The sequence below is a fragment of the Frankia sp. R43 genome (assembly GCF_001306465.1).
Taxonomy (GTDB): Bacteria; Actinomycetota; Actinomycetes; order Frankiales; family Frankiaceae; genus Parafrankia; species Parafrankia irregularis.
The window spans coordinates 1629032-1649076 of record NZ_LFCW01000001.1 but is presented as its reverse complement, the minus strand read 5'-3'; the positions used below and the strand labels follow the sequence as shown (position 1 = coordinate 1649076).

Here is a 20045-nt window from a genome sequence, read left to right as displayed (position 1 = left end):
CCGTCGTCGACCCCTGGCCGTCGTCGGCCCTTTGCCCGCAGGTGTTCCGGTGGCGCGGCGGGCCGGTGCCCGGCCGGATGGGATGGCGGCGACGCGCGGTGCCGCGGCGGCCGGACTTATCCTGGCGTTGCAGCCGCGGGAGGTGAACGCATCATGAGCACCCCGTTCTGGGGCCCGGACTTCGACCAGCTGCGGGCCACCGATCCCGAGATCGCCTCGGTCGTGCTGGGCGAGCTCGACCGGCTCCGCGGCGGTCTGCAACTGATCGCCAGTGAGAACCTGACCTCCCCGGCGGTGCTCGCGGCGCTGGGCTCGACCCTGTCGAACAAGTACGCCGAGGGCTATCCGGGGCGGCGGTACTACGGCGGCTGCGAGGTCGTCGACCGTGCCGAGGAGATCGGGATCGCGCGGGCGCGGGCCCTGTTCGGCGCCGACCACGCGAACCTGCAGCCGCATTCCGGCGCCCAGGCGAACTTCGCCGTCTATGCGGCTCTGCTCACGCCGGGCGACACGGTGCTGGCGATGTCGCTGCCGCACGGCGGGCACCTCACCCACGGCAGCCGGGTGAACTTCTCCGGCCGCTGGTTCGACGTCGTGGGCTACGGAGTCCGCCGGGACACCGAGCTCATCGACTACGACGAGGTCCGTCAGCTCGCCCTGCAGCACCGGCCCAAGATGATCATCTGTGGTGCGACGGCGTACCCGCGGCTGATCGACTTCGCCGCCTTCCGCTCGATCGCCGACGAGGTGGGAGCCTGGCTGCTGGTCGACGCGGCGCACTTCATCGGCCTGGTCGCCGGTGGTGCGGTGCCCAGTCCGGTGCCCTACGCGGATGTCGTCAGCGCCACGACCCACAAGGTCCTGCGGGGGCCGCGCGGGGGCATGATCCTCTGCCGGGAGGAGCTGGCGTCGCGCATCGACAAGGCGGTCTTCCCGTTCAGCCAGGGTGGCCCGCTGATGCACGCGATCGCGGCCAAGGCGGTGGCCCTGCGGGAGGCCGCCACCGCCGAGTACGCGGCCTACGCGCGGCAGGTGGTCGCCAACGCCCAGGCGCTGGCGGGCGGGCTCGCCGCCGAGGGGCTGCGACCGGTCGCCGGTGGCACCGACACCCATCTCGCCCTGCTCGATCTTCAGGAGCTGGGCGTCACCGGCCGCGAGGCGGAGGCACGCTGCGGCGCGGCCGGCATCACGCTCAACAAGAACGCCATCCCGTTCGATCCGCAGCCGCCGGCGGTCTCGTCCGGTGTCCGGGTCGGCACCCCGTCGGTGACGACCCAGGGCATGCGGGAGGGTGAGATGAAGGAGATCTCCAGTCTGATCTCCCGGGCTGTCCGCGAGCCGGAGTCCGCGCCGGAGGTGACGGTGGCGGTGGCCGCGCTGGTCACGCGTTTCCCCGCGTATCCGAGGTAGTGGGCCGGGAGCGACCGTCCGTCCGACCGGCCCTGTCTTGAGGACCTGCACCGAGGGGGCGCACCGAGTGCGCGAACGATGAACTGCGGAATGAGTTGACATGCGCGAGTACCTGCTCGTCTTCGCGGTCGCGGCGGCGGTCACCTTCCTCACGACTCCGGTCGCCCGCTGGATCGCCTTCCGCATCGGTGCGGTCGCGTGGCCGCGGGCCCGCGACGTGCACGCGACCCCGACGCCGCGCCTCGGCGGTCTGGCGATGCTCGCCGGGCTCTACGCCGGCCTCGAGGTGGCGGACCGGCTTCCCTTTCTCTCCGTGGTCTCCCAGGACTGGTCGGAGACGAGGGCGGTGCTCGTCGCGGGGACGCTGATCTGCCTGCTCGGGGTGGCCGACGACCGCTGGGAGCTGGACTCGCTGACCAAGCTCGCGGGCCAGGTGGCCGCGGCGGGGGTCATGGTCCTGCTGGGTGTGCAATGGTCCTTCGCGATCGACCGGGACAGCCAGACCACCATCAGCTTCGGGCCCGAAACCGCTGTGCCGCTGTCCATTCTCGCGACGCTCATCCTGGTCAACGCGATGAACTTCATCGACGGCCTGGACGGGCTCGCCGCCGGCGTCGCCGCGATCGCGGCCGGGGCGACCTTCTACTTCGCCTATCAGATCGCGGTGATCAACGGTTTCTACCGGGCCTCGCCGGCGGCCCTGCTCGCCGCTGTCACGGCGGGTGTCTGCGTCGGCTTCCTGCCGCACAACTTCAATCCGGCCCGGCTGTTCATGGGGGACTCGGGATCGATGCTCATCGGGCTCCTTTCGGCGGCCTCGATGATCTCGGTGACGGGCCAGGTCGCGTACGGGGGTTACGCTGGACCCTCCCGGCAGCTACCGTCGCTTATCCCGCTGGCGATTCCGCTCGCGGTGCTTGCCGTGCCGGTGCTGGACTTCGGGCTGGCGGTGATCCGGCGCACGAAGGCGGGTCGCTCGCCGTTCGCTGCGGACAAAATGCATCTACATCATCGAATTCTTTCCATCGGAAACTCCCATGTCAGGGCGGTTCTGCTGATGTACTTCTGGGCCGCGCTCGTCGGCTTCGGGGGAGTGGCGGCATCTTTCTCGGACTCGCCGCTCCCGATCCTCGCCGCGACCGTCGGTGTGGGCCTGCTCGCGCTGGTCGCCCTGCTGCTCACCGGGCAGCGAGCGGCGCGTCGGGCATGATCGCCACCGCGCTGCCCGCGCTGCGTGCCGGCCTGTGCGCGATGGCCGCCCTGCTGGTCGTCGTGCTGACCCTCGGGGGTGTCCTGCGGGGTGCGTCCGGGGTGGCGGGGGCCGCCCTCGCCGTCGGCCTGGTCGCGGCCTTCTTCGCGCTGGGCAAGCTCGCGCTGGTCGCGGTGGCCCGCCGCGGCGCCACCACGATGCTGCTGCCGGCGGCGCTCGGCGTCTACGCGGCGAAGGTGGCTGTCCTCGGCGTGGTCCTGCTCGCCCTGCGGGACGCGACCGCGATCGACCTGCCCAGCTTCGCCTGGTCGATCATGGCGGCCACGCTGTGCTGGGTGGGGGCCGAGGTGTGGGTCGCCGCCCGGCTGCGGGTGCCGTTCTACGATCCGCAGACCTTCGACCCGTCCCGGGTCGCGCCGCTTTTCTCCGCCCAGGGGCGCCCGTCCGGGGGCACCTCCGCCGCGGCCGCGCCGTCACACGAGGAGCTGTAGGCAAGCATGGTCAGCGGCAGACAGTCCGAGGTGGGCGCGGCGCTGGACAGGTCGTCAGCCCGGATTAGGCGCAACGTGGCGGCGGATAGCACCAATGGGCGGAATCGCGGCCATTCGGGCAAAAAGGGCAGTGGTGAAAAGGATGAAAGACTAAGATCGGGACCGGTCGATGCCGGCCCGCCGCCGGGAGAGGCCTGGGGCATCATCGGCACACTCGTGGCCGGCGGTGGGTTCTGGGGGCTGGTGGGTTTTGGTGTCGATCACCTGGCGGGCTTCGGCCCCGTGTTCTTTCCGATCGGGCTTGTCGTCGGTATGGTCGCCTCGATCTATCTGGTCATCTACCGTTTCGGCGCGCGCCGTTGACGGAGCGTGTCGTTGACGGGGCGTTGGGCGACGCATCGACAACGTAGTGTGACAATATGTCCAAAAACCCAACGGAAGATGAACGTTCGACCGTCCGTCGGAGATCTTAGTCCTGCAACGAGTGCTCTCACGCGCCCGGCCGGATAGCATCTGCCCTGTCGAGGAGCGTCTGTGGATGCTGTCGGCACTGGGCGCCCCGCTTCGACCGCATCGGTACCGGGACAGTGAGTCCCCTGCCACCGAAGCAATGAACGGGTAGCGCTCGGCGGTCCTCCGCTTGTCTTTGATTGCCCGGGGCGGCGGCCCATCCCGTATAGGGTGAGGTCGATCCAGTCCTGGGGGGATCGCGAACTTTGTCAGCATAAATGATCTTGGAGGTACCGGAAGTGCCGAGCGGATCGCTGCTCGCGGTGGCCGACGACGGCTTCCAAGGGCCGGATCCCAGCGTCTTCAAGCCGAAGAGCTGGTTTGAGTTCGACCTGGGGCCGATCGACTTCTACTTCAACAAGTGGTCCGCGCTGACGCTGTTCGTGTCGCTCTTCGTCGGAGGCTTCCTCTGGCTGGGGTTCCGCAAGGCGACGCTGGTACCGCGCGGCCTGCAGAACTTCTGTGAGTCGATCTACGACTTCGTCGATATCTCGATCGCGCGAAACGTGATCGGTGAGCGGGGCAAGACTTTTGCTCCGTATCTGACCATTCTCTTCTGCTTCATTCTGGTCTCGAACGTCCTGGCGGTCATTCCGGTCGCGCAGTTCCCGACGACGTCCCGGATCGCGCTACCGCTGATCCTCGCGCTCACCAGCTGGGTGATCTTCAACGCCGTCGGTATCCGCGAGCACGGGTTCGGCACCTACTTCAAGGACATGCTGGTCCCGGCGCCGACCGCACCGCTGTTCGTCAAGATCATTCTCGCGCCGATCGAGTTCGTCTCGACCATCATCGCCCGGCCCGCCACGCTGGCCATCCGGCTGTTCGCCAACATGTTCGCCGGCCACATGCTGCTGCTCGTGTTCGCTCTCGGCGCCGACTACCTGTTGCCCAGGCCGCAGTTCATCTTCGGTGCGGTCTCCGGCGTGGTGGCGATCGGCCTGACCGCCTTCGAGCTGATGATCGACGTCCTGCAGGCCTACATCTTCACGGTCCTGACGGCCGCCTACATCGGTGGAGCGATCTCCTCGCACGGGGGCGACCACGGTGCGGACCACGCCCACGACCACGAACACAGCGAACCGGTCGCCGCTGTCGCGGTGGCGCGGGCCTGAAGCCAAACGACCCACGCGCACCGTGGGAGAGCCCCCGGTGCATCGACCACAGAAGGACGGATCTAAACGATGTCTCTCCTCGCGTCGTCCGCGTTGCTTGCCGCTGATGATGCCATCAGCGGCAACATCGGGACGGTGGCCTACGGCATCGCCACCCTTGGTCCCGGCATCGGCGTCGGCATCATTTTCGGTCTGGGTGTCCAGGCGATCGCTCGCCAGCCCGAGGCCGAGCAGGTGGCTTTCCGCTACATGCTGATCGGCTTCGCCGTCGTTGAGGCGCTTGCCCTCATCGGCTTCGTCGTGCCGTTCGTCTTCACCTGATCCGGGGCGCCTGGTGCTGGATACACTCATTCTCGCCGCCGAAGAAGGCGCCGCGCACGAGGACAGCGTCCTTGTGCCGCCGCTCGCTGAGCTGATCGTCGGCCTGCTGGCCTTCGGCCTGCTCGTGGGCTTCTTCTTCTGGAAGGTCTATCCGCAGGTCCGCAAGACCTATGCGGAACGGACCGAACGCATCGAAGGTGGCCTCAAGCGCGCCGAGACGGCGCAGGCGGAGGCACAGGTCCTGCTCGAGCAGTACCGCGCCCAGCTCGCCGAAGCCCGGACCGAGGCGGCTCGCATCCGCGAGGACGCCCAGGCCCAGGGGCGGCAGATCGTCGAGGAACTGCGCGCGCAGGCCCAGCAGGAAGTCGCCGAGATCCGGGAACGCGCCGACGCGACACTGGTGGCCGAACGGGCCCAGGTCGTGGCGTCGGTGCGCCGCGAGATCGGCGAGATCGCGCTCGAGCTCGCCACCCGCATCGTCGGGCACGAGCTTGAGAGCGACGCGAGCCAGCGGCAGCTCGTCGACGACTTCATTGCGGGTCTCGACGAGGCGCCGCGTCCAGCGGCCGCCCCGGCCGGGCCGGGGGCCTGACGGTGGAGGGAGCCAGCCGGCAGTCACTCGCCGCCGCCAGGTCGGTCCTCGACCAGGTGACGGCGGTGCCGGTCGGCGCCACCACCGGCTCGGGGCAGCCCGATGTGCGCGCGATCGCCGAGGAGCTCGGAGCGGTCGCGGCGCTCGTCGGCCGTGAGGCGACGGTGCGCCGTGCGCTGACCGATCCCGGTGCGCCGGCGCAGTCGCGGGCGGGTCTCGCCAGCCGCCTGTTCGGTACCCAGATCAGCCCGGCGTCGCTCTCCGTGGTCTCAGCGGCCGTCTCCGGCCGCTGGTCCCGGCCGATCGACCTGCGCCTCGCACTGGAGGAGCTCGCGGTCGAGGCCACCCTGGCCGAGGCACAGGCGGCTGACGTGCTGGACGAGGTGGAGGACGAGCTGTTCCGGTTCGGCCGGATCCTCGGGCAGAACCCGCAGCTCTCCCTCGCGCTCACCGACCCGGCCGCGCCGGCGTCGGCGAAGGCCGCCCTGGTGTCCCGGCTGCTGTCCGACCGGGCCCATCCGGTGACCGTCCGGCTGGCTCAGCAGGCGACGGCCGACCCCTCGCAGGGTGACGTCGAACGGCGTCTGGAGCATCTGAGCCGGATCGCGGCCGCCCGCCGCGGGCGGGTGGTCGCGGTGGTCCGCACCGCGAGCGTGCTCGACGAAGACCAGATCGCAAGGCTGAAGGCGGCGGTCAGCCGTTTCTTCGGCCGGCAGATCCAGCTCCAGATCGACCTCGACCCGTCCATCCTCGGCGGTCTGTCCGTGCGGGTCGGCGACGAGGTCGTGGACGGCACCGTCCTGCGCCGGCTCGCCGCGGCCCGCCGCGGGCTGACGGGCTAGGCCTGGACGCGCGATGGGCGAGCGCAGAGCGGGCCCGAGGCCAGGGCCGGCAGTGACGACCTATGACCAGATCCACGTCAGCCATGAAGGACCAACGCGATGACTGAGCTGTCCATCCGGCCGGAGGAGATCCGCGACGCCCTCCGGGAGTACGTCGACTCCTTCCAGGCCACCTCCGGTGAACGGGAGGAGGTCGGCCGCGTTGTCGTGACCGGTGACGGGATCGCGCGGGTCGAGGGCCTTCCGCACACGATGACCAACGAGCTGCTGGAGTTCCACGGCGGCGTGCTGGGCCTCGCTCTCAACCTCGAGGTCGGCGAGATCGGCTGCGTCATCCTCGGCGAGGCCGAGCACATCGAGGAGGGCCAGGAGGTCCGCCGCACCGGAGAGATCCTCTCCGTTCCGGTGGGCGACGGCTTCCTCGGCCGGGTCGTCGACCCGCTGGGCCGTCCGGTCGACGGCCTCGGCGACATCGTGGCCGAGGGCAACCGTGCCCTCGAGCTGCAGGCGCCGTCGGTCGTGGAGCGCCAGCCGGTCAAGGAGCCGCTGCAGACCGGCATCAAGGCCATCGACGCGATGACCGCCATCGGCCGTGGTCAGCGGCAGCTGATCATCGGCGACCGGCAGACCGGCAAGACGACGGTCGCGATCGACGCGATCATCAACCAGCGTGACAACTGGCTCAGCGGCGACCCGAAGAAGCAGGTCAAGTGCGTCTACGTCGCCATCGGCCAGAAGAAGTCGACCATTCGCGAGGTGGTCAACACTCTTGAAGAGGCCGGTGCGCTGGCCTACACGACCATCGTCGCCGCCCCGGCGGACGAGCCGGCCGGCTTCAAGTACATCGCCGCGTACACCGGTTCCGCCATCGGGCAGCACTGGATGTACAACGGGCAGCACGCGCTGGTGGTCTTCGACGACCTCTCCAAGCAGGCCGAGGCCTACCGGGCCATCTCGCTGCTGCTGCGCCGCCCGCCGGGCCGTGAGGCCTACCCGGGCGACGTCTTCTACTTGCACTCCCGCCTGCTGGAGCGCTGCGCGAAGCTCTCGGACGAGCTGGGCGGCGGTTCGCTGACCGGGCTGCCGATCATCGAGACGAAGGCCAACGACATCTCGGCCTACATCCCAACGAACGTCATCTCGATCACCGACGGGCAGATCTTCCTGGAGTCCGACCTGTTCAACCAGGGTGTCCGGCCGGCGATCAACGTCGGTACCTCGGTCTCCCGAGTCGGGGGTAGCGCGCAGGTCAAGGCGATGAAGTCGGTCGCCGGCCGGCTCCGGCTCGACCTCGCCCAGTACCGCGAGCTGGAGGCCTTCTCGGCCTTCGGTTCCGACCTGGACAAGGCCTCGCGCGACCAGCTCGCCCGCGGTGCACGGCTGGTGGAGCTGCTCAAGCAGCCCCAGAACAAGCCGTTCTCCGTCGAGCGCCAGGTCGTCTCCATCTGGGCCGGCACCACCGGCAAGCTGGACGATGTCCCGGTCGAGGACATCCGCCGCTTCGAGACCGAGTTCCTCGACTTCGTCGGGCGGGTCCACCCCGGCATCTACGACGCGATCGTGAACACCGGCAAGCTCGGCGACGACACGATCGGCTCGCTGACCTCGGCAATCGCCGAGTTCAAGCAGCAGTTCACCCTGTCGAGCGGCAGCCCGCTGGTGAACGAGGCGACTCCGGAGGCGCTCGACCCGTCCGCGGTCGAGCGTGAGGAGATCGCCGTCCACCACGCGAAGCCGTCCGAGAACAAGGGCCGCTGACCCATGGCGGGCCAGCTGCGCGAGTACCGCCGGCGGATCAAGACGGTCAACTCGACCAAGAAGATCACCAAGGCGATGGAACTGATCGCCGCCTCGCGGATCGCCAAGGCCAGGGCGCGGGTCACCGCGTCCCGGCCGTACGCGGACGAGATCACCCGTGTGATCACGGCGGTGGCCTCGCAGACGACGATCGCGCACCCGCTCACCACCGAGCGTGCGCAGCCGGCCCGCGCCGCCGTGGTCGTGGTCACCAGTGACCGCGGCCTCGCCGGCGGCTACAGCTCCAACGCGCTCAAGCGCGCCGGTGAGCTCGTCGAGCTGCTGCGCGAAGAGGGCAAGGAGCCGGTGCTCTACGCCGTCGGCCGCAAGGCGGTGTCCTACTACCGCTTCCGCGGCCGCTCGTTGGCCGGTGAGTACACCGGCTTCTCGGAGCAGCCCGGGTACGGCGACGCCAAGGCGGTGGCGGACGCGGTGATCGACGCGTTCACCACCCCGACCGAAGAGGGCGGCGTTGACGAGATCCACCTCGTCTTCACCGAGTACGTCAGTGCGATGACCCAGACCCCGGTCGCGCACCGGCTGCTCCCGATGGTGCTGCGTGAGCACGACGAGCCGCCGCCCGGCGGTCCGCTGCCGAACTACGAGTTCGAGCCGTCGGCCGAGGCGGTGCTCGACGCCCTGCTGCCGCGGTACGTCGAAAGCCGCCTGTACGCGGCGCTGCTGGAGGCGGCGGCCTCCGAGTCCGCCGCCCGCCAGCGGGCCATGAAGTCGGCGACCGACAACGCCCAGGAACTGGTCAAGACCTACACCCGCGCCGCGAACCGGGCCCGGCAGGACGCGATCACCCAGGAGATCTCCGAGATCGTGGGTGGCGCGAACGCCCTGGCGTCCAACGCCTAGGGGGCAGGTGTGAGACTCCGGCCCGTCGACACCGCAGAACGTCAAGCCCGAAGCCCGCGGCGGCGGGCAACGACAGTGAAACCGAGGACGCCATGACCGTCACCACCAGCTCGCCGGCCACGGCGGAGGGCCGGACTCCGGGGACCGGCCGAGTCGCCCGAGTCATCGGCCCGGTCGTCGACGTCGAGTTCGCACCCGACGAACTGCCCGAGATCTACACCGCGCTGCACGTGGAGCGCACCATCAACGGTGAGACCGCGGTCCTCACCCTCGAGGTCGCGCAGCACATCGGCGACAACACCGTCCGCGCGATCTCGATGCAGCAGACCGACGGCCTCGTCCGCGGCGCTCCGGTGCAGGACACCGGCGCGCCGATCTCCGTCCCGGTCGGGGACGCCACCAAGGGGCACGTGTTCAACGTGCTCGGCCGGCCGCTCGACGTGGACAGCGTCGACGCCCAGACCTACTGGCCGATCCACCGCTCGGCGCCGACCTTCGACCAGCTCGAGTCGAAGACCGAGATGTTCGAGACCGGCATCAAGGTCATCGACCTGCTCGCCCCGTACGTACGAGGCGGCAAGATCGGTCTGATGGGCGGCGCCGGCGTCGGCAAGACCGTCATCATCCAGGAGATGATCCGTCGAGTCGCCAAGGAGTTCGGTGGCGTCTCGGTGTTCGCCGGTGTCGGCGAGCGCACCCGTGAGGGCAACGACCTCTTCCTGGAGATGACCGAGGCCGGCGTCATCGACGACACCGCCCTCGTCTTCGGCCAGATGGACGAGCCGCCCGGCACCCGGCTGCGGGTCGCCCTCGGCGCCCTCACCATGGCCGAGTACTTCCGGGACGTGCAGAAGCAGGACGTGCTTCTGTTCATCGACAACATCTTCCGGTTCACCCAGGCCGGTTCCGAGGTGTCGACGCTGCTCGGCCGGATGCCCAGCGCTGTGGGCTACCAGCCGACGCTCGCCGACGAGATGGGCGCCCTGCAGGAGCGGATCACCTCGACCCGTGGCCACTCGATCACCTCGCTGCAGGCGATCTACGTGCCCGCGGACGACCTGACCGACCCGGCTCCGGCGACGACGTTCACCCACCTCGACGCCAACACGGTGCTCGACCGAGCGATCTCCGACCTGGGTATCTACCCGGCCGTGAGCCCGCTCGACTCGAACTCCCGGATCCTGGACCCGCGCTACATCGGGCAGGCGCACTACGACACCGCCCGTGAGGTGCAGCGGATCCTGCAGCGCTACAAGGACCTGCAGGACATCATCGCCATCCTCGGCATCGACGAGCTCTCCGAAGAGGACAAGATCCTCGTCAACCGGGCCCGTCGTATCCAGCGGTTCCTGTCGCAGCCGTTCTTCGTGGCCGAGCAGTTCACCGGTATCCCCGGCAAGTTCGTCCCGGTCGCGGAGACGATCGAGTCGTTCCGCAAGCTCACCCAGGGCGACTACGACCACCTGCCCGAGCAGGCGTTCTTCATGTGCGGCGGGATCGAGGACGCCGAGAAGAACGCGGAGAACCTGTAATGCCGATGCGGGTGGCGATCGTCTCGCCCGAGCAGGAGGTGTGGTCCGGCGACGCCGACATGGTCGTCGCCCGGACCGTCGAGGGCGACATCGGTGTCCTGCCGGGTCACGTCCCGATGCTGGCGGTCCTGGTCCGTGACCAGGTCGTCCGCGTGAAGGTCGGCTCGCAGGAGATCTCCGCCGGTGTCGACGGCGGCTTCCTGTCCGTCACCAAGGAGGGCGTCAGCATCCTCGCGGAAAGCGCGACGGTCGCCTGACCTGCACTCCTTTGTTCTGAACTGTTGTTCTGACTCTGGCCCGGTTTCCGGTGCTGGCACGCCGCCAGCGCCGAGCCCGGGCCAGATCCGTTTTCCCCCGGAACCGGAATCCGACCGCTTCTCCGCTTCTTTACGGAGAGCCCTGCTCCCGGGCAGGAGTTGAGGATTTCGGTCGTGGGAACGACCGAAATCCTCAACTCTTCGGACGAGCTGAGCCTCCGGTGGCGCGGCGGGTAGCCGGCGGCCGGGGTGCTCGAGCCTGCCGGCGGCGTTCGCTCAGCCTCCGGCGCCGGGCTTCCACAGCACGTCGCCGTCGGGGTTCGCGACCCTGGACAGGATGAACAGCAGGTCCGACAGGCGGTTCAGGTAGCGGGCGGGCAGCGGGTTCGTGCTGTCCGGCTCCGCCTCGAGCAGCGCCCAGCAGGACCGTTCGGCCCGACGGGCCACGGTGCGTGCCACGTGGAGCAGTGCCGCGGCGGGAGTGCCCCCCGGCAGGATGAACGAGTTGAGCTTCGTCAGCGTCTCGTTGTACCGGTCGCAGGCCTCCTCCAACCGGTCGACATACGTGTCGGTGATCCGCAGCGGTGGGTACTTCGGCTCCGCGACCACGGGGGAGCACAGGTCCGCACCCACGTCGAACAGGTCGTTCTGCACCTGGGCGAGCGTCTCCCGCACCTCGGCGCCGAGTTCTCCGAGAGCGCCGAGATCCCCGAGGGCGAGCGCCACCCCGATCGCCGCGTTCGTCTCGTCGACGTCCGCGTAGGCCGCCAGCCGCACCGACGTCTTCGGCACCCGCGACATGTCGCCCAGCGCCGTCGTCCCGTCGTCGCCGGTCCGGGTGTAGATCCGGGTCAGGTGCACCGCCATGCCGTCACTGTATGGGGGAGCCTGCGCGGATGCCCGCGGTTACAGCCGGCGCGATCCTGACCGTGACCGTGATCGCGACCGCGACCCGTCCGCGCCGCCCGGGTCGAGAATCGGGTCGATGATGGCGTGTACGACGCTCGCGTCGTCGCTGGCGCCGAATCTCGGACGGTGGACGCGGTCGGGGTCCGCCGCTTCCACCGCGCGCAGCCGCTCCACCAGCTCGCCGGCCGCTCCGTCGCGGACCGCGGCCAGCAGGGCACCGTAGCCGTCCACCAGACCGAACGGTTCCACCAGGCGGCCGAACCCGTCCGAGCAGATCAGGACCTCCGCGTCGCCGGCCAGCGGCATGCTCAGGCAGCGGGCGTGCGCGGCGGCGGCCGGGACGTCACCGAGGATCCACGAGCCGGCGTCGGTGTTGCGGCGTCTGCGGTGGTCCAGCAGGGTCTCGTGGAGTCGTCCATAGGCCGTGGCCGGATCGTCGCCTCGGTCGAGGCTCGCCCGGACCCGGCCGAGTAGCTCACGCTCGACATCGTCGTACTGCGGATCCGTGAGGACCATCGGCTGACCGCCGGGTCCGCCGGGTCCGCCGGGTCCGCCGGGCCCGTCAGCCCCGGCGGGGCTCGCGGGGGTGGCGAAGCCGCTGAGTACGACGGGAGCGTCGCCGAGCAGACAGACATCCAGCAGGGCGCCGCGCTGGCGGACCAGTGAGATCGCGGCGGTGGGGAATCCGGACGAGCGGGCGGTGCCCGCGTCGACCAGCCCGGCCCGCCGACCCCGCTCGATCAGGTGCTCGATGAGCTCTACCAGGACGTCCCGCAGCGCCTGCCCGTCCCAGTCGACCTCGCTGAGATAGGCCCCCGCCAGGGTGCTCACCCAGGCGGGCCCGGGCAGCCCGTCGAGGAGCGGCCCTGGCTCCAGCGCAGAGGCGCCGTCGATGACCCAGGCGCCGTCCGCGCGCGTTCCGCAGGTGTCCTCGTTGTGAGCCTTGAACGACCAGCTCCTGGCCACCGTGGTGCGCATCCCGGTGATCGCCTCCCGCGTCGCCGAACCCGCCTCCTCAGAGTAGTAACACGCCGACACCAGGTAGTGGGAGGTGGCTGTCACGTCCACCGATGATGCGGGCGTGGACGTCCCGGGAGTTCTCCACAGCCAGGTGCGCGTCGGTGTCAGCGTGGCCGCGGTGATCCGTCGGGGTGACGGTCGTGTGGTCTGCATCCGGCGGCGGGACAACGGGGCCTGGCAGATTCCGGGTGGGGTGCTCGAACGCGGCGAGACCTTTCACCAGGCGCTTCGCCGTGAGGTTCGCGAGGAGACCGGAATGTCGGTCGAGCCGGAGCGGCTCACCGGGATCTACCTGAACCTGCCGCTTGGCGTGGTCGCGCTGGTCTTTCTCTGCCGAGAGGGGCACACCGAGGCCCTGGCGGAGGCGGAGCCGCTGACGGAGACCGAGGAGGCCACGGCGGTCGAGTGGCTCACGGTCGAGGAGGTCGTGCGGCGGTCGACGCCCGCGTTCGCCGTGCGGGTCACGGACGCGCTGGCCGGTCGGCAGGAGCCTGTCCTGCGCCACCATGACGGCGTTCGTCTCCTTGGTGTGGAGAGTGGCGCGTTGGACGGCGTGGGAGAAGAGGCGTCAGCGGAGGCCGGACCGGGGGTCCGATCGTGGTCCACAGCGGCCAATCCCCGGGGTTGGTCTGAAGATCCCCCGCGCAGCACCTAGCATCGGAGCCCGTGGAACGCTTCGTCGTGACAGGCGGGACCAGGCTGGTCGGCGAGGTCGCCGTTCCGGGTGCGAAGAACTCGGTGCTCAAGTTGATGGCGGCGAGCCTGCTCGCACCCGGCCGCACCACGTTGGAGGCCGTGCCGGACATCCTCGACGTGTCGGTGATGGCGGACGTCCTGTGCGGTCTCGGTGCCAGCACCTCACGTGACCGGGATGCGGGGCGGGTCGTCATCGACGTGCCCGAGATGGTGGAGTCCACCGCACCGGCGGAGCTGGTCCGCCGGATCCGTGCGTCGGTCGCCGTGCTGGGGCCGCTGGTGGCCCGCCGCGGCGAGGCCCGGGTGGCGCTGCCGGGGGGTGACGCGATCGGCTCGCGTGCGCTCGACATCCACATGAACGGCCTGGCGAAGCTGGGCGCGGTCGTGGACGTCGAGGCGGGGGCGCTGGTGGCCCGTTCGTCCGGGCGCCTGCAGGGGGCGTCGATCTGGCTGGACTTCCCCAGCGTCGGCGCGACCGAGAACCTGCTGATGGCCGGTGTGCTGGCCAAGGGCACCACGGTGATCGACAATGCCGCGCAGGAGCCGGAGATCGCGGACCTGTGCGCGCTGCTGGTGGAGATGGGCGCGCGGATCGGCGGAGTCGGCACGTCCACGCTGGTCGTCGACGGTGTCGACACGCTGAGCCCGGTGTCGCACCGGACGGTGCCGGACAGGATCGTCGCGGGCACCTGGGCGATCGGCGCGCTGATGACCGACGGCGATGTGATGATCCACCATGGCCGCGCCGATCATCTGGGGATCGTGCTGGAGAAGCTCTGCGACGCCGGTGCCCTGGTGGAGCTGCATGCGGACGGTTTCCGGGTCAGCGCGCAGGGGCGGCCGAAGTCGATCGATGTCGTCACACTGCCGTATCCGGGCTTCCCGACCGACCTGCTGCCCCAGGTGATCGCGTTGGAGGCGATCAGCGAGGGCACGTCTCTGATCACGGAGAACGTCTTCGACAGCAGGTTCGTGTTCTGCCGTGAACTGCACAAGCTCGGTGCGGACCTGCGCACCGACGGCCACCATGTGGTGGTTCGTCCCACCCCCCGCCTGGTGGGCGACTCCGTGCTGGCGTCGGATGTCCGGGCCGGCGCGGCGCTGGTGCTGGCCGGGCTGGTTGCGGAGGGCACCACGGAGGTCCGCGACGTGCACCACATCGACCGGGGCTACGCGAACTTCGTCGAAAGCCTCACCGGGTTGGGCGCCCAGGTACGCCGTGAGCCGCCCTCGGTGGTGGCCGCCTGAGGCCCTCTGAGGGCACGAGGCTCTGAAACGCCGCGGCGCTGAACCCGTGCGCCCTCAGCCCCGAACCCCGAGGTCGGCCGCGGGGTCAGCGGTTCGTGCCGCCACCGCCGCCCGGCCTGCCGGCTGACCCGCTGCCCGGCCCGCCGCCGTCCGGCCCGCGGTCCGGCCGCTGGCCGGGTGCGCCGCGGGCCTGCCGCAGGGTTCGCAACGCGCTCGGGACGTCGTTGGCGAAGACGAGCACGTGGGCGAGCTCGACGGGGCGGCCATGCCGGGCCCGGACCGTCCCGGCCGGGCCGAGGGTGGCGCGGACCCCACCGGCAGCGAGCGCGGCCCGCACCTGCGCCGCCCGTTCCTTCGGCCCGGTGGCGACCGGCACGAGCAGGCCGAAGTCCTGCGGCTGCCGGGCGCCGGGCCAGGCCCGGCCCGGCCTCGAGCCACGGTTGCGGGGATGCGCACGCCGTGGCCCACGGCGCCGGGATCCGCTGTGCCTGGATGTGCCGTCTCGTGGGCTCCTGGGCCGGGCGCTGCCGTTCCGGAGGCTGCCGGCCCGGCCGCGGGGCGCCGAACCGGATGTCAGCCGGCAGATGAAGACCAGCACGCCGATGGTGAGCAGCACCAGGGTCGGCCCGTAGAGAAAACCGAGCGCGGTGGTCTCCACGGTCGCCTCCTGGACGCGCGACGTGCCGTTGGGCGATCCCGCGCAGGGCGCCGGATCGCTGCCGCCGGGTCCATCGTCGCACCGTCGCGGGTCTGCCGGAGAGAACTTCGTCCCTGATCAGGCTGTCGCGGCGGCGGAACCGAACATCGTGGCCGGGTTGGTGGGATCATCAGTTCGAGTGGGCTCCGAGTGGCCCACTTCCGCGGTCGGATGTCCGGTTCGTGCGGGCAGCTCGAGCGCGTGTCCAGGTGCCCAACGGCGGGCCCCGACAGACGTCTCGGGCAGCCGGTGCATGGGATCGGAGGCCTCGGTGGACGTGCTGTCGGCAGGTCAGGCGGTGGTGCCTCCAGGCGCCGTACGGGCGGTGGCGGCAGCCGATCGTGCCGACCTCGACCCACATCGGGCGGACCCACATCGGGCGGACCCACATCGGGCGGACCCACATCGGGCGGACCCACATCGGGCGGACCCACATCGGGCGGACCCACACCGGGCGGACACGCGCCATGCAGACCCAAACCAGGTGGACGTGCACCAGACGGTGCGGCTCACCGGGACGGTGGACGTCCGATCCGTCGGTGAGCTGCGGATCCAGCTGCATGCGGCGATCGACGCGGGGTGTGGGCCGCTGCACGTGGATGTCGGCGGCCTGGAGCTCACGGACAACGCCGGTGTCGGGGTGCTGCTCGGCGGTGCCCGGCGGGCGCGTTCGATCGGGCGTTCGCTGGTCCTGCTGGACGTGCCCGCGGCGCTGTGGCCGCTGCTGGCGGCCGACCGCCTCGGGCAGCTGCTGCGGGTGCGCAGTGTGCATGAACCGCTGGTTCCGGCTGCCTCACGAGATACGTCACCGGAATGATCTGTCGCGAGACGGTGCGTGACTGACGACCGCCCGTCGGAGGATGTCGAGTCGCGATAGGGCATGCTTTCCCGATAATCAGGCCGAGGCATGGCATGGTGGAGGGCAGACGCAGACATGCTGGACGTGGAGGTGCCCGCAGGGGTGGACTCAGCCAGTGGTCGCGTGGCCGGATCCGGCGCCGCGACGTGGACCGAGCGGAAGCGACCTCTTCTCGTCGCGGGCTCGTTCGTGGTCGCGATCCTGCTCGGGGTCGTTCTCGGACTGGCCTGGGCCGACGACGAGGAGCCGGCGACTGTCACCACCACGACCGAGCTGCCCGACAGCCCGGTCCTCAGCCCGCCCCTCCCGTTGGTGAGCTGGGCAACGAGCCGAGTCGAGGGCACTCCGCACAAGGTGACGCTGTCGGCCACCGAGCGTCAGAGCGTGCGCCTGCCGCTGCAGTGGCTCGCCGCCTGGAAGGTGCGCGAGAAGACCGCCGGCAGCACCACGCCGACCATGGACGATGTCACCATCGTCAAGGACACCCTGTTCTACGGCGCGATCGAGGGCGCCGACAGTGCGCATGACGAGTTCTGGGCCGTCGCCCAGACCGAGATCAAGGACGTGCCGGAGACGGACGCGCCCGACCCGCATGTGTGGAAGCGCGTCGGCAGCGAGCGCTGGACCCTGGTCGCCCTCGGGCCCGGTGCCTGCAGTTCGATTCCGGCCAAGCTGATGACGGTCCTGAGCCCGGGTATCTGCGCCTCCTGAGCCAACCGGACCGGATCTCACGGCCCGGTTCATCTCCCGCAGGCCGGTTCGGCGCCGGCGGGGGCCGGTTCGACCTCGTCGTAGGCCAGGTCACATCCGGGGCGCGCGGGCGGCTCGGGCCGTTACTCTGCTTCGGTCGCCGGCAGCCTTCGAGCTGGCGGCGAACGATCTCTGTCCCGGCCCGGCGTCGGTGACGGCCAAGCCTGTGCTGCCATGCCCTGTGCCGCCTGGTGCCGTCATGCCCGACCGCCGGTTCCGGGCACCACCCCCGCACGGAGCGCGAGGAGACGGCGATGACGGAGACGGCTCGGCCAGAGCGGGATCGGCCGTGGATCATCCGGACCTACGCGGGCCATTCGAGCCCGGCCGAGAGCAACGCGCTGTATCGGCGCAATCTCGCGAAGGGGCAGACGGGCCTCTCGGTGGCCTTCGATCTGCCGACCCAGACCGGGTACGACCCCGATCATGTGCTGGCGCGGGGTGAGGTCGGGAAGGTCGGTGTCCCGATCGCGCATCTGGGTGACATGAGGGCGCTGTTCGACCAGATCCCGCTGGGCAAGATGAACACGTCCATGACGATCAACGCGACGGCGATGTGGCTGCTCGCGCTCTACCAGGTGGCCGCCCAGGAGCAGGGCGCGGCGCCGGCGGAGCTGACCGGTACGACGCAGAACGACATCATCAAGGAGTACCTGTCGCGCGGGACGTATGTCTTCCCGCCTGGCCCGTCGCTGCGGCTGATCACCGATCTCGTCGCCTACACGGTGACCGAGATCCCGCGCTGGAACCCGATCAACATCTGCAGCTACCACCTGCAGGAGGCCGGCGCGACGCCGGTGCAGGAGCTGGCCTACTCCCTGTGCACCGTCATCGCCGTGCTCGACGCCGTCGTCGCCTCCGGGCAGGTCCCGCAGGAGCGGATGGGTGAGGTGTGTGCCCGGATGTCGTTCTTCGTGAACGCCGGGGTGCGGTTCGTCGAGGAGCTGTGCAAGATGCGCGCGTTCGTCGCGCTGTGGGACGACCTGCTGAAGACCCGCTACGGCGTGACGGACCCGCGCCACCGCCGGTTCCGTTACGGGGTGCAGGTCAACTCGCTGGGGCTGACCGAGGCGCAGCCGGAGAACAACGTGATCCGGATCGTGCTGGAGGCGCTCGGGGTCACCCTGTCGAAGGACGCCCGCTGCCGGGCGCTGCAGCTGCCGGCGTGGAACGAGGCGCTGGGCCTGCCGCGGCCGTGGGATCAGCAGTGGTCGCTGCGGATCCAGCAAATCCTCGCCTACGAGACGGACCTGCTGGAGTATCCGGACCTGTTCGAGGGTTCGGTGGTCGTGAACGGCCGGGTGGATGAGCTGGTCGCGGCCGCGACCGAGGAGATCGACCGGGTCCAGGCGATGGGTGGTGCGATCGCGGCGGTCGAGTCCGGTTATATGAAGTCGCAGCTCGTCGCGTCGCAGGCGACCCGGCGGGCGCGGATCGAGTCCGGTGACGACATTGTGGTCGGGGTGAACCGGTTCACCGAGACCGAGCCGAACCCGCTGCTCGCCGATCTGGACACGGCCGTGCAGGTCATCGACCCGGCTGGTGAGCAGGCCACCCGCGAGCAGGTCGCCGCGTGGCGGGCCGGCCGGGACGCCGGCGTGGTGGATGAGGCGCTGCTGGGGCTGCGGGAGGCCGCGAAGACGGATGTCAACCTGATGCCGGCGACGTTGGCGTGTGCGCGGGCGGGGGTGACGACCGGGGAGTGGGCGGGTGTGCTGCGGGAGGTGTTCGGTGAGTACCGGGCGCCGACCGGTGTGTCGGGGGCGGTGACCGCCGGGGCCGGTGAGGGTCTGGCCGAGGTGCGTGGGCTTGTCACCCGGACCGGTGAGGAGCTGGGGCGGCGGCTGCGGCTGCTGGTCGGCAAGCCGGGGCTGGACGGGCATTCCAACGGTGCGGAGCAGATCGCGGTGCGGGCGCGTGATGTCGGCTTCGAGGTGGTCTATCAGGGGATCCGGCTGACGCCGGCGCAGATCGTGGCCGCGGCGGTGGAGGAGGACGTCCACATCGTGGGGCTGTCGGTGCTGTCGGGTTCGCACATGAACCTGGTGCCCGAGGTGCTGGACGGGTTGCGGGCCGCGGGGCTCGGGGACGTACCAGTGGTGGTGGGTGGCATCATCCCGCCTGCCGACGCGGATCGGTTGGCCGCGCTCGGTGTCGCGGCGGTGTTCACCCCCAAGGACTACGGCCTGACCGAGATCATGCGAGGGATGGTGAACATCGTGCGCACGGCGAACGGCCTCGCCGGTGCCTGACCCGTCGGCTGCCGACCCGTCCGGGCCTCACCCGGGCGGGCTCGGCCTGTCCGCGGCCGGCCCGTCTGTCGCTGGCCCGTCTGGCGCCGGGAGCTCCGTGGCCGGCCCGTCCATCGCGGATGCGGTGGCCCTGGCGACCTGGGCGCACAACGGCCAGCTGGACAAGGCGGGGGAGGCGTACATCGGGCATCCGCTGCGGGTGATGGAGACCGTCGGCCGCACGGCCGCCGGTGCCGGTGTCGACGTGGCGCACGCGCGGATGGCGGCCATCCTGCACGACGTCGTGGAGGACTCCGACCTGACCGTGACCGGTCTCGCCACCGCGGGATACCCGAGCGAGGTGGTCGCGGCGGTGGACGCCCTCTCGCACCGCGACGGCGAGCCGGTGGAGTGCTACCTGGCGCGGGTGGCGGCCGACCGGATCGCAGTGGTGGTGAAGCGCGCGGACATGGCCGACAACTCCGACCCGGTGCGCCTCGCCCGGCTGCCCGCCGAGCGGGCGCGGGAGCTCACCATCCGGTACGCGGGCCGCCGGCGCCTGCTCGACGACCTGGTCGTGCGGAACAACGCGGTGGTGCGGAGCAACGCCGCCGCCCGTCGGCTGCCGGGGAACGGGCCGGCGGCAGGGGGACCACAGGACCACGGGGCCGGGCACGAAGGCACCTGACCCGGCAGG

Annotated in this window: 21 protein-coding genes; 18 read left to right on the top strand and 3 right to left on the bottom strand. The window is 70.4% G+C overall.

Annotated features, from left to right (window positions below):
• Window positions 1-153: 153 nt before the first annotated feature.
• The 12 genes from glyA to ACG83_RS06170 all read left to right on the top strand — a co-directional run bounded on the left by glyA (window position 154) and on the right by ACG83_RS06170 (window position 10938).
• Complete coding sequence (glyA, locus tag ACG83_RS06225) at window positions 154-1410, top strand: serine hydroxymethyltransferase (protein WP_054565083.1); 1257 nt, start codon at window positions 154-156, stop codon at window positions 1408-1410.
• Window positions 1411-1510: 100 nt separating this feature from the next.
• Entirely contained in the window at window positions 1511-2620 is a 1110-nt protein-coding gene (locus ACG83_RS06220) for an MraY family glycosyltransferase (RefSeq protein WP_006544705.1), read from the top strand.
• A complete protein-coding gene (locus tag ACG83_RS06215) occupies window positions 2617-3111 on the top strand; it encodes a hypothetical protein (protein WP_006544706.1) in 495 nt (164 codons plus the stop codon). The genes ACG83_RS06220 and ACG83_RS06215 overlap by 4 nt, the downstream gene beginning before the upstream one ends.
• A 6-nt stretch (window positions 3112-3117) precedes the next feature.
• On the top strand, window positions 3118-3474 hold the full coding sequence (locus tag ACG83_RS42050) for an AtpZ/AtpI family protein (protein ID WP_083473037.1): 357 nt from the start codon (window positions 3118-3120) through the stop codon (window positions 3472-3474).
• A gap of 386 nt (window positions 3475-3860) precedes the next feature.
• Window positions 3861-4736, top strand: coding sequence for a F0F1 ATP synthase subunit A (gene atpB / locus ACG83_RS06205; RefSeq protein ID WP_054565082.1), 876 nt, complete (start codon window positions 3861-3863; stop codon window positions 4734-4736).
• A gap of 69 nt (window positions 4737-4805) precedes the next feature.
• On the top strand, window positions 4806-5057 hold the full coding sequence (locus ACG83_RS06200; protein WP_054565081.1) for an ATP synthase subunit C: 252 nt from the start codon (window positions 4806-4808) through the stop codon (window positions 5055-5057).
• Between the two features lie 13 nt (window positions 5058-5070).
• Window positions 5071-5649 (top strand): F0F1 ATP synthase subunit B, encoded by a 579-nt coding sequence (locus tag ACG83_RS06195; RefSeq protein WP_054565080.1) that lies wholly within the window; start codon window positions 5071-5073, stop codon window positions 5647-5649.
• Between the two features lie 2 nt (window positions 5650-5651).
• Window positions 5652-6491 carry a F0F1 ATP synthase subunit delta gene (locus tag ACG83_RS06190; RefSeq protein ID WP_054565079.1) on the top strand — a complete coding sequence of 280 codons (840 nt, stop codon included), beginning with the start codon at window positions 5652-5654 and terminating at the stop codon, window positions 6489-6491.
• Window positions 6492-6590: 99 nt separating this feature from the next.
• The gene (gene atpA, locus ACG83_RS06185) at window positions 6591-8249 is read left to right on the top strand and encodes a F0F1 ATP synthase subunit alpha (RefSeq protein WP_054565078.1); all 1659 of its coding nucleotides are present in this window, start codon (window positions 6591-6593) and stop codon (window positions 8247-8249) included.
• Between the two features lie 3 nt (window positions 8250-8252).
• Complete coding sequence (locus tag ACG83_RS06180; protein WP_054565077.1) at window positions 8253-9149, top strand: F0F1 ATP synthase subunit gamma; 897 nt, start codon at window positions 8253-8255, stop codon at window positions 9147-9149.
• A 92-nt stretch (window positions 9150-9241) separates the two neighbouring features.
• Window positions 9242-10681, top strand: a complete 1440-nt coding sequence (gene atpD / locus ACG83_RS06175; protein WP_054565076.1) for a F0F1 ATP synthase subunit beta — start codon at window positions 9242-9244, stop codon at window positions 10679-10681.
• Complete coding sequence (locus ACG83_RS06170; protein WP_006544715.1) at window positions 10681-10938, top strand: F0F1 ATP synthase subunit epsilon; 258 nt, start codon at window positions 10681-10683, stop codon at window positions 10936-10938. The genes atpD and ACG83_RS06170 overlap by 1 nt, the downstream gene beginning before the upstream one ends.
• A gap of 276 nt (window positions 10939-11214) precedes the next feature.
• Here the strand turns inward: ACG83_RS06170 and ACG83_RS06165 are convergent, their stop codons facing one another.
• Both ACG83_RS06165 and ACG83_RS43945 read right to left on the bottom strand, forming a co-directional pair.
• The gene (locus tag ACG83_RS06165; RefSeq protein WP_054565075.1) at window positions 11215-11805 is read right to left on the bottom strand and encodes a cob(I)yrinic acid a,c-diamide adenosyltransferase; all 591 of its coding nucleotides are present in this window, start codon (window positions 11803-11805) and stop codon (window positions 11215-11217) included.
• Between the two features lie 39 nt (window positions 11806-11844).
• Window positions 11845-12909, bottom strand: a complete 1065-nt coding sequence (locus ACG83_RS43945; RefSeq protein ID WP_235497691.1) for a hypothetical protein — start codon at window positions 12907-12909, stop codon at window positions 11845-11847.
• Here ACG83_RS43945 and ACG83_RS06155 point away from each other — a divergent pair.
• Together ACG83_RS06155 and murA are read left to right on the top strand one after the other, a co-directional pair.
• Window positions 12899-13522, top strand: coding sequence for an NUDIX hydrolase (locus ACG83_RS06155; RefSeq protein ID WP_369812854.1), 624 nt, complete (start codon window positions 12899-12901; stop codon window positions 13520-13522). The genes ACG83_RS43945 and ACG83_RS06155 overlap by 11 nt on opposite strands.
• Window positions 13523-13548: 26 nt before the next feature.
• Window positions 13549-14811 carry a UDP-N-acetylglucosamine 1-carboxyvinyltransferase gene (murA, locus tag ACG83_RS06150; protein WP_054565464.1) on the top strand — a complete coding sequence of 421 codons (1263 nt, stop codon included), beginning with the start codon at window positions 13549-13551 and terminating at the stop codon, window positions 14809-14811.
• An 85-nt stretch (window positions 14812-14896) separates the two neighbouring features.
• On the opposite strand, the gene ACG83_RS45755 is transcribed toward murA, so the two are convergent.
• A complete protein-coding gene (locus ACG83_RS45755) occupies window positions 14897-15469 on the bottom strand; it encodes a hypothetical protein (protein WP_054565074.1) in 573 nt (190 codons plus the stop codon).
• 523 nt (window positions 15470-15992) lie between these two features.
• On the opposite strand from ACG83_RS45755, the gene ACG83_RS43935 reads away from it, so the two are divergent.
• The 4 genes from ACG83_RS43935 to ACG83_RS06125 all read left to right on the top strand — a co-directional run bounded on the left by ACG83_RS43935 (window position 15993) and on the right by ACG83_RS06125 (window position 20036).
• On the top strand, window positions 15993-16325 hold the full coding sequence (locus ACG83_RS43935) for an STAS domain-containing protein (RefSeq protein ID WP_054565073.1): 333 nt from the start codon (window positions 15993-15995) through the stop codon (window positions 16323-16325).
• 144 nt (window positions 16326-16469) lie between these two features.
• Window positions 16470-17078 carry a hypothetical protein gene (locus tag ACG83_RS06135; RefSeq protein WP_235497689.1) on the top strand — a complete coding sequence of 203 codons (609 nt, stop codon included), beginning with the start codon at window positions 16470-16472 and terminating at the stop codon, window positions 17076-17078.
• Between the two features lie 293 nt (window positions 17079-17371).
• Window positions 17372-19369: a protein meaA gene (locus ACG83_RS06130; RefSeq protein ID WP_054565071.1), complete on the top strand. Its 1998-nt coding sequence runs from the start codon at window positions 17372-17374 to the stop codon at window positions 19367-19369.
• 97 nt (window positions 19370-19466) lie between these two features.
• On the top strand, window positions 19467-20036 hold the full coding sequence (locus tag ACG83_RS06125) for an HD domain-containing protein (RefSeq protein WP_235497687.1): 570 nt from the start codon (window positions 19467-19469) through the stop codon (window positions 20034-20036).
• The last annotated feature ends 9 nt before the right edge of the window (window positions 20037-20045 follow it).